The sequence below is a fragment of the Burkholderia sp. E168m23 genome (assembly GCF_016586125.1).
GTDB lineage: Bacteria > Pseudomonadota > Gammaproteobacteria > Burkholderiales > Burkholderiaceae > Burkholderia > Burkholderia orbicola.
Genome location: NZ_BCPP01000269.1, coordinates 1 through 7486 on the forward strand (window position 1 = coordinate 1; position 7486 = coordinate 7486).

General features: G+C 65.9%; 6 protein-coding genes and 1 pseudogene. 3 read left to right on the forward strand and 4 right to left on the reverse strand.

Annotated features, from left to right (window positions below; all coding sequences use genetic code 11):
- Window positions 1-548: 548 nt before the first annotated feature.
- From JMF90_RS15740 to JMF90_RS15750, 3 genes are read left to right on the forward strand one after another with little or no spacing between them, the layout of a single operon-like run.
- Window positions 549-872, forward strand: coding sequence for a helix-turn-helix transcriptional regulator (locus JMF90_RS15740; RefSeq protein WP_011548112.1), 324 nt, complete (start codon window positions 549-551; stop codon window positions 870-872).
- Window positions 872-1303: an SRPBCC domain-containing protein gene (locus JMF90_RS15745; protein WP_011548111.1), complete on the forward strand. Its 432-nt coding sequence runs from the start codon at window positions 872-874 to the stop codon at window positions 1301-1303. Before JMF90_RS15740 ends, JMF90_RS15745 begins: the two co-directional genes overlap by 1 nt.
- Complete coding sequence (locus tag JMF90_RS15750; protein ID WP_006479363.1) at window positions 1300-1743, forward strand: DUF1801 domain-containing protein; 444 nt, start codon at window positions 1300-1302, stop codon at window positions 1741-1743. Before JMF90_RS15745 ends, JMF90_RS15750 begins: the two co-directional genes overlap by 4 nt.
- Before the next feature lie 177 nt (window positions 1744-1920).
- Here JMF90_RS15750 and acnA read toward each other — a convergent pair whose 3' ends face one another.
- The 4 genes and pseudogenes from acnA to JMF90_RS15770 all read right to left on the reverse strand — a co-directional run.
- Window positions 1921-4638, reverse strand: a complete 2718-nt coding sequence (gene acnA, locus JMF90_RS15755; protein WP_011548110.1) for an aconitate hydratase AcnA — start codon at window positions 4636-4638, stop codon at window positions 1921-1923.
- Window positions 4639-4690: 52 nt separating this feature from the next.
- The gene (locus JMF90_RS15760; RefSeq protein WP_011548109.1) at window positions 4691-6142 is read right to left on the reverse strand and encodes a bifunctional 2-methylcitrate dehydratase/aconitate hydratase; all 1452 of its coding nucleotides are present in this window, start codon (window positions 6140-6142) and stop codon (window positions 4691-4693) included.
- 18 nt (window positions 6143-6160) lie between these two features.
- Window positions 6161-6676, reverse strand: coding sequence for a hypothetical protein (locus tag JMF90_RS15765; RefSeq protein WP_006479359.1), 516 nt, complete (start codon window positions 6674-6676; stop codon window positions 6161-6163).
- Window positions 6677-6906: 230 nt separating this feature from the next.
- Window positions 6907-7486 (reverse strand): annotated as a pseudogene (locus tag JMF90_RS15770) (CoA ester lyase); the annotation flags it as partial.

Sequence of the window (7486 nt, forward strand, 5' to 3'; positions counted from 1 at the left end):
GCTGCCATTTTCCATAGCTGTCAGTTCTGACAATGGGACGCATGAGTGCGCGCGCGGCGTCGTACATGTTGACGATGGCGAGGCCGGCGGGCGGAACCGGTTCGCGGTACGACGGTGCGGCGACGCGCGTCGCTCACACGCACGAGTCGTTCGTTGCAGCGTTGGAATGTGCGCGTTCGTGGAGGTGAGACCGCGTGGATGCATGACGTTTGCGTGTCAATGGCGGCACGCCGTATCGCACTATGTGGTCATTGGAAGCAACCCGTCAGGAACGGCTTCGTGCAGGCACAAGAACGGGGCAGGCCGACTCCGGACGTTTCCCGAACTGTGGAACGGCGCGTCGGGCAGTCTTGCAGGCTGCTTTCGGATCGCGCGTCACAATCGCCGATTAGAAGAAATGCTCGAATCCGGCGCGGGCGCGGGCCGGTGCGACGCACGCACCCGTGGCGCGAGATCGAACGACGTCGTTCGCGAAATCCCGCCTTGACGTGCGGCGCTCAGCAGATATTATCCAATTCATAACCATCGAGTTATGGATTTTGCCCGGCATGCAGACCGCTCACGACACGCTGTTCCGCACACTCGCCGATCCCACGCGCCGCGCGCTTTTCGAGCGGCTCTGCGCGGAGGGCGAGCTGACGGTTGCCGCGCTGACCGCCCACGCGGGCGTGTCGCAGCCGGCCGTGTCGAAGCACCTTGGCGTACTGAAGCAGGCCGGGCTCGTGAACGACCGTCACGAAGGCCGGCAGACGCACTACAGCGCGCAGCCGCAGGCGCTGGCCCCGTTGATCGACTGGACGAGCCAGATGGCGGGCTTCTGGCAGAGCCGGTTCGATGCCCTCGAAGATCTGCTCAAAAGGATGGATCAGTAATGAACCAAGCCACTACCGAAACGCGCTCCGTCGTCGTCGACCGGGAACTGCCGCATCCGCCGGAGAAGATCTGGCGCGCGCTCACGCAACCGCACCTGATCGAGGCTTGGCTGATGAAGAGCGACTTCGAGCCCGTCGCGGGCCGTGCGTTCAGCTTTCGCGCGGACTGGGGCTCGGTCGACTGTACGGTCCTCGCGATCGAGCGGCACCGCACGCTGTCCTATACGTGGGCGGCCCACGGCCTCGAAAGCGTCGTGACGTGGACGCTTACGCCGACGCCGGCCGGCACGCACCTGCGCATGGAGCAGGCGGGCTTCCGTACGGATCAGGAACAGGCCTACCGCGGTGCGCAGCACGGCTGGGTGCGGTTCTTCGATTCGCTCGAACAGGTGCTGGCGCACCCCGACGAAGGCACGGAGGCCCGCTCATGAGCGCAGCATCGGACCCGACCCCGTCGGAGCGTATCGATGCGCTGATCGCCGGCATCGTCGACTGGCGCGGCAAGACGTTCGCCGAGCTCCGGCAGACGATTCTCGCGGCGGACGACAGCATCGTCGAGGAATGGAAGTGGATGGGCAGCCCCGTGTGGTCGTGCGACGGGATGATCGCGGTCGCGAACGCGCACAAGGGCAAGGTGAAGCTGACGTTCATGCACGGCGCGAAATTGCCCGATCCCGACCAGCTGTTCAACGACGGCCTCGAAGGCAATGCGCGGCGCGCGATCGATTTCTTCGAAGGCGACAAGCTCGACAAGCGGGCGTTGAAGCACCTCGTGCGCGCGGCGATCGAATACAACCGCACCCATCTGAAGAAGAACGCGCGGGCGGGTTCCTCCGCGGGCGCGAAGGTGCGAAGCAGCAAGGCGGCGTGACGCGCGAGCCGGATGCCGGCCGGTGACATCCCGCGAAAGCGTGGCGCCGCCGTGCGGTCGACGCTACGCCGCGGGCCCACCGAGCGACAGACGAAAAAAAGCCCGACACGAGGTCGGGCATCCAAATCGGCCGCAACCGCCCGCGAGGCGGCTGCGGCACCTGCAACAGCCGCGCGCTTACGCTGCGAGCAGCGAGCGCAGCACGAACGGCAGAATCCCGCCGTGCTTGTAGTAGTCGACTTCGATCGGCGTATCGATGCGCAGCAGCACCGGCACGCGCTGCGTTTCGCCGTTCTTGCGATGGATCACGAGCGTGACGTCCTGCTGCGGCTTGAAGTCGTCGCCAAGGCCTTCGATGTCGTACGTCTCTTCACCGGTGATGCCGAGCGACTGGACGCTGTCCGCGCCCTTGAACTGCAGCGGCAGCACGCCCATGCCGACCAGGTTCGAGCGGTGGATGCGCTCGAAGCTGCGTGCGATCACGGCCTTCACGCCGAGCAGCTGCGTGCCCTTCGCGGCCCAGTCGCGCGACGAGCCCGTGCCGTACTCTTCGCCCGCGAACACCACGGTCGGCGTGCCGGCTGCGACGTACTGCATCGCTGCGTCGTAGATCGACTGCTGTTCGCCGCTCGGCTGGTGGATCGTCAGGCCGCCTTCGACGCGCGTGCCGTCCGCCTTCGGCGGGATCATCAGGTTCTTGATCCGGACGTTCGCGAACGTGCCGCGCATCATCACGTCATGGTTGCCGCGGCGCGAGCCGTAGCTGTTGAAGTCGGCCTTCTGCACGCCGTTTTCCTTCAGCCACTTGCCTGCCGGCGAGTCTTCCTTGATCGAGCCTGCCGGGCTGATGTGGTCGGTCGTGACCGAGTCGCCGAAGATGCCCAGTGCGCGCGCGCCCTTGACCGTCGGGATCGATGCAGCCGGCTCCATCGAGAAGTCGTTGCCGAAGAACGGCGGCTCGGCGATGTACGTCGACTTCGGCCAGTCGTAGACCTCGCCCGATTCGCCCTCGATCTTGCTCCAGAGGTCGCCCTTCTTGGTCAGCTTCGAGTAGTTGTCCTCGAACTTCTTCGGATCGAGCGCGAACTTGAGCAGCGCGTGGATTTCGTCGCTCGTCGGCCAGATGTCGCCGAGGTAGATGTCACGGCCGCCCTTGCCCTTGCCGACCGGCTCGGTCATCAGGTCACGCGTGATGTTGCCGGCGATCGCGTACGCGACGACCAGCGGCGGCGACGCGAGGAAGTTCGCGCGGATGTTCGGGTGGATACGCGCTTCGAAGTTACGGTTGCCGGACAGCACGGCCGCCGCGACGATGTCGTTCTTCGTGATCGCCTCGTTCAGTTCCGGCGTCAGGTCGCCCGCGTTGCCGATACAGGTCGTGCAGCCGTACGCCGCGACTTCGAAGCCGAGCTTCGACAGGTAGGGCAGCAGGCCCGTCTTCGTCAGGTATTCGGTGACGATGCGCGATCCCGGTGCGAGCGAGGTCTTGATCTTCGGATCGACCGTGAGGCCGGCCTCGACCGCCTTCTTCGCGAGCAGGCCGGCGGCCAGCAGCACGCTCGGGTTCGACGTGTTCGTGCACGACGTGATCGCGGCGATCAGCACGTCGCCGTTCTTCACGTCGACGCCGTTGCTCGTCGTGTATTGCGTGTTCAGGTCTTCCGCCTTCTTCGCGAAGCCGTTTTCCGCGACCGGCTTCGAGAACAGGTCGGTGAACGTCGACTTGACGTGGCCGATCTCGATGCGGTCCTGCGGGCGCTTCGGGCCGGCCAGCGACGGCGCGACCGTCGCGAGGTCGAGCGTCACCGTCTTCGTGTAGTCGATGTCGCCGGCCTTCGGGATGCCGAACAGGTTCTGCGCCTTGAAGTAGTTTTCGAACGCGGCGATTTCGGCCTTCGTGCGGCCCGTGCCTTCGAAGTAGTCGATCGTCTTTTCGTCGACCGGGAAGAAGCCCATCGTCGCGCCGTATTCCGGCGCCATGTTGCCGATCGTCGCGCGGTCCGGCAGCGACAGCGAGCGCGTGCCTTCGCCGAAGAATTCGACGAACTTGCCGACGACCTTCTCCTTGCGCAGCATTTCGGTGATCGTCAGTACCAGGTCGGTGGCCGTCACGCCTTCGCGCAGCTTGCCCTTCAGCTCGACGCCGACGACGTCCGGCGTCAGGAAGTACACCGGCTGGCCGAGCATGCCGGCTTCCGCCTCGATGCCGCCCACGCCCCAGCCGACCACGCCGATGCCGTTGATCATCGTCGTGTGGCTGTCCGTGCCGACGAGGGTGTCCGGGTAGTACACGGTGTCGCCGCCGTCGGTCTTCTTGTGGACGCCGCGCGCGAGGTATTCGAGGTTCACCTGGTGGACGATGCCCACGCCCGGCGGCACGACCTTGAACGTGTCGAACGCCTGCATGCCCCACTTCATGAACTGGTAGCGCTCGTTGTTGCGCTGGAATTCCAGCTTCATGTTCAGGTCGAGCGCGTCCTTCTGGCGGAAGTAGTCGATCTGGACCGAGTGATCGACGACGAGATCGACCGGGACCAGCGGTTCGATCTTCTTCGGGTTCTTGCCCGTGCGTTCGGCGACGCCGCGCATGGCCGCGATGTCGGCGAGCAGCGGTACGCCCGTGAAATCCTGCAGCACGACGCGCGACACGACGAACGGAATCTCGTCGACGCGCTTCGCGGTCGGCTTCCAGTTCGCGAGCTGCTCGATGTGCTCTTCGGTGATCTTCTTGCCGTCGTAGTTGCGCAGCACGGACTCGAGCACGATGCGGATCGACACCGGCAGGCGTTCGATCTTCGTCTTCAGTTCCTTGCCGAGCTGCGGCAGCGAGTAGAACTTGCCTTTGCCGGAACCGCTGTCGAATTCCTTGAGGGTCTTGTGGAGATTGTGGGCCATGGTGATTTTCCTGGGTTTAAGGCTAGGAAACTACGTGTCCTGTAAATGACGGCTATATCACGTACAAGTCGACGTACTCATCGACCGGCATCGCTTCGAGCTTTGCCTGGTCCAGCGACACGTCGAGAATCGCTTGTTGCTGCTTGGCCGGAAAGCGACGGGCGAGGTTGGTCCTGAACTTCTCGACCAGGAGCGGAACGCCTTCGGCGCGCCGCCGCCGATGGCCGAGCGGATACTCGACCGCCACTTCGGCAAGCTTCGATCCGTCCGTGAACGCGATCGTCAGCGCATTCGCGATCGATCGCTTGTCCGGATCGTGGTAATCCTTTGTGAACTGCGGATCCTCGACGCACACGGTTTTCGCGCGCAGCGCGTCGATGCGCGGGTCCGCCGCGGCCGCGTCTTCATAGTCGGCCGCGGTCAGCCGGCCGAACAGCAGCGGCACGGCGACCATGTACTGGATGCAGTGGTCGCGGTCGGCCGGATTGGCGAGCGGGCCCTGCTTGTCGATGATGCGGATCGCGGCCGCGTGCGTGCGGATCGTGATCCGGCTGATGTCGTCGGTCGTGCGGCCCGCCGCGGCGAGCTGCGCGTGCAGCTGCAGCGCGGCCTCGGCGGCCGTCTGCGCATGAAATTCGGCGGGGAATGCGATCTTGAACAGCACGTTTTCCATCACGTACGTGCCGTACGGGCGCTGGAAGCGGAACGGCTTGCCGTCGAACAGCACGTCGTAGAAGCCCCAGGTTTTGGCGGTGAGCGCCGACGGATAACCCATTTCACCCGTTTTCGCGATCAGCGCGAGGCGCACCGCGCGGGACGTGGCATCGCCGGCCGCCCACGATTTGCGCGAACCGGTGTTCGGCGCATGGCGGTACGTACGCAGCGCGTGGCCGTCGACGAATGCGTTGGAGACCGCGTTGATCAGCTCGTCGCGCGTGAGCCCGAGCAGGCGCCCGACGACGGCCGTCGATGCGACCTTCACGAGCAGCACGTGGTCGAGCCCGACCGCGTTGAACGAGTTCTCGAGCGCGAGGCAGCCCTGGATCTCGTGGGCCTGGATCATCGCGACTAGCACGTCGCGCATCGCGAGCGGCTTCCGGCCGGCCGCGCGGGCCGTGCGGGAGAGCCAGTCGGCCGTCGCCAGGATCCCGCCGAGGTTGTCGGACGGATGACCCCATTCGGCGGCGAGCCAGGTGTCGTTGAAGTCCAGCCAGCGGATCATCGCGCCGATGTCGAACGCGGCCTGGACGGGATCCAGCTGGAAGGACGTGCCCGGCACCTTCGCGCCGTTCGGCACGATCGTGCCGGGCACGACGGGGCCGAGCAGCTTGGTGCAGGCAGGGTAGGACAGCGCCTCGAGTCCGCATCCGAGCGTGTCGATCAGGCAATGACGCGCCGTCTCCAGCGCGAGCGCGCCGTCGATGCCGGTGTTCAGCACGTAGTCGACGATGTCGACGAGTACCGAATCCGGCGCGGGGCGGACGTTGGAGACCGGGGCGGACATCGAGGGGCCGGGGGACGCTTAGTTCGCGGCCGGCTTCAGCTCGTTCGACTGCGTCGGCGCTGCGTTGCCCTGTGCCATTTCCGGCGTCACGCATTCGTCCGCGAGACGCTCGCCGCCGTTCGCGTCGGAGAACAGCATCGCCTTGGTCGGGATCACGACCAGCTTGAAGCCGGCTGCCGGATCGTAGAACGTGTCGGCGCCCGTCGTCGTGGCCTGACGCGGCAGCTTGTAGTTCTTCTTCGCCCAATGAACCGTGACGACCTGGTCGCGCTTCATGTCGCCGGCGAGGTCGAACGACAGGCCTTCCTTACAGGCCCACTTGACCGCGCCGTCCGGTACCGGATCGACCTTGGCGGCTGCGCGCGCCTGCGCCTTCTTGCTGCGCGGGATGATGCGCTTGGCCGGCGCCGGGCGCTTGGCCGTGGCCTTCTTCGCGGTCGTGGTGGCCGTACCCTGGGCAAACGCGCTCGGAGCCGACACCAGCATCGTGGCGGACAAGGCGCCGATGGCGGTAGCGATCAGGAGTTTCTTCATGGAGTCAGAACCTTTCGATAATCAGTTGACAAGGGCCGGCAATCGAAACTGCCGGCCGGGTTGAAACTGCACGCGCCCCGAAAGCGCGCAGCGGCCGCTATTTTCACCTATTTGGCCGCGCATATATCAGGTTTTCGGGCTCCGTTACGTTTTTTGTCGTTTCGCAAACCTCTGTCCGGCTTGCGTCCCGGCGAATGCATGAAACGCGTGTATCGGCCGGCGGCGCGCCCTCAAGGCGCGGCGCCCGCGGCGGCCGGGCCGAACAGCGGCGCGGCCTCGTCCGGTACGGGCTGGCCGGTGGCCCGCGCACGGCGCAGCACCGACCAGTAATAACGGTAACTCGCGCGATCGTGCAGCGTATCACCGTGGCGCGTCGGGCCCCAGTCGGCGGCCTGCGCGGCGAGCAGGATCTCGGCGGCCAGCGTGACTTCGTCGGTGCGCGGCGCGAAGGCGTCGACGATCGGGCGGATCTGCGCGGGATGGATGCTCCACATCCGCGTGAAAGCGAATTCGTCGCGCGCGCGGCGTGCATCGCCGGCGACGACGCCCATGTCGCGCACCTCGGTCGTCACGTTGTGCGACGGCGTCTTGCCGTGCGCATGACAGGCCGCGGCGATTTCCAGCTTCGCGCGGCGCACGAGCGGGTGGTCGAACTGGCCGGGCGAGCGCATCGCGGAATCGGGGATCGCGCCGTGGTGCGCGGAGACGAAATCCATCAGCCCGAAGCTCAGCGTGCCGACCGTTGGCAGTGCGGCGAGAGCGGCCGCCTGCGCGAGCGCGCCGTGCGTCTCGATCAGCACGTCGACCGGA

Bases quoted from the DNA above. Each gene is read 5' to 3' on its own strand.
- JMF90_RS15740 (WP_011548112.1), top strand. From the start codon at position 549: ATGCAGACCGCTCACGACACGCTGTTCCGCACACTCGCCGATCCCACG.
- JMF90_RS15745 (WP_011548111.1), top strand. From the start codon at position 872: ATGAACCAAGCCACTACCGAAACGCGCTCCGTCGTCGTCGACCGGGAA.
- JMF90_RS15750 (WP_006479363.1), top strand. From the start codon at position 1,300: ATGAGCGCAGCATCGGACCCGACCCCGTCGGAGCGTATCGATGCGCTG.
- acnA (WP_011548110.1), bottom strand. From the start codon at position 4,638: ATGGCCCACAATCTCCACAAGACCCTCAAGGAATTCGACAGCGGTTCC.
- JMF90_RS15760 (WP_011548109.1), bottom strand. From the start codon at position 6,142: ATGTCCGCCCCGGTCTCCAACGTCCGCCCCGCGCCGGATTCGGTACTC.
- JMF90_RS15765 (WP_006479359.1), bottom strand. From the start codon at position 6,676: ATGAAGAAACTCCTGATCGCTACCGCCATCGGCGCCTTGTCCGCCACG.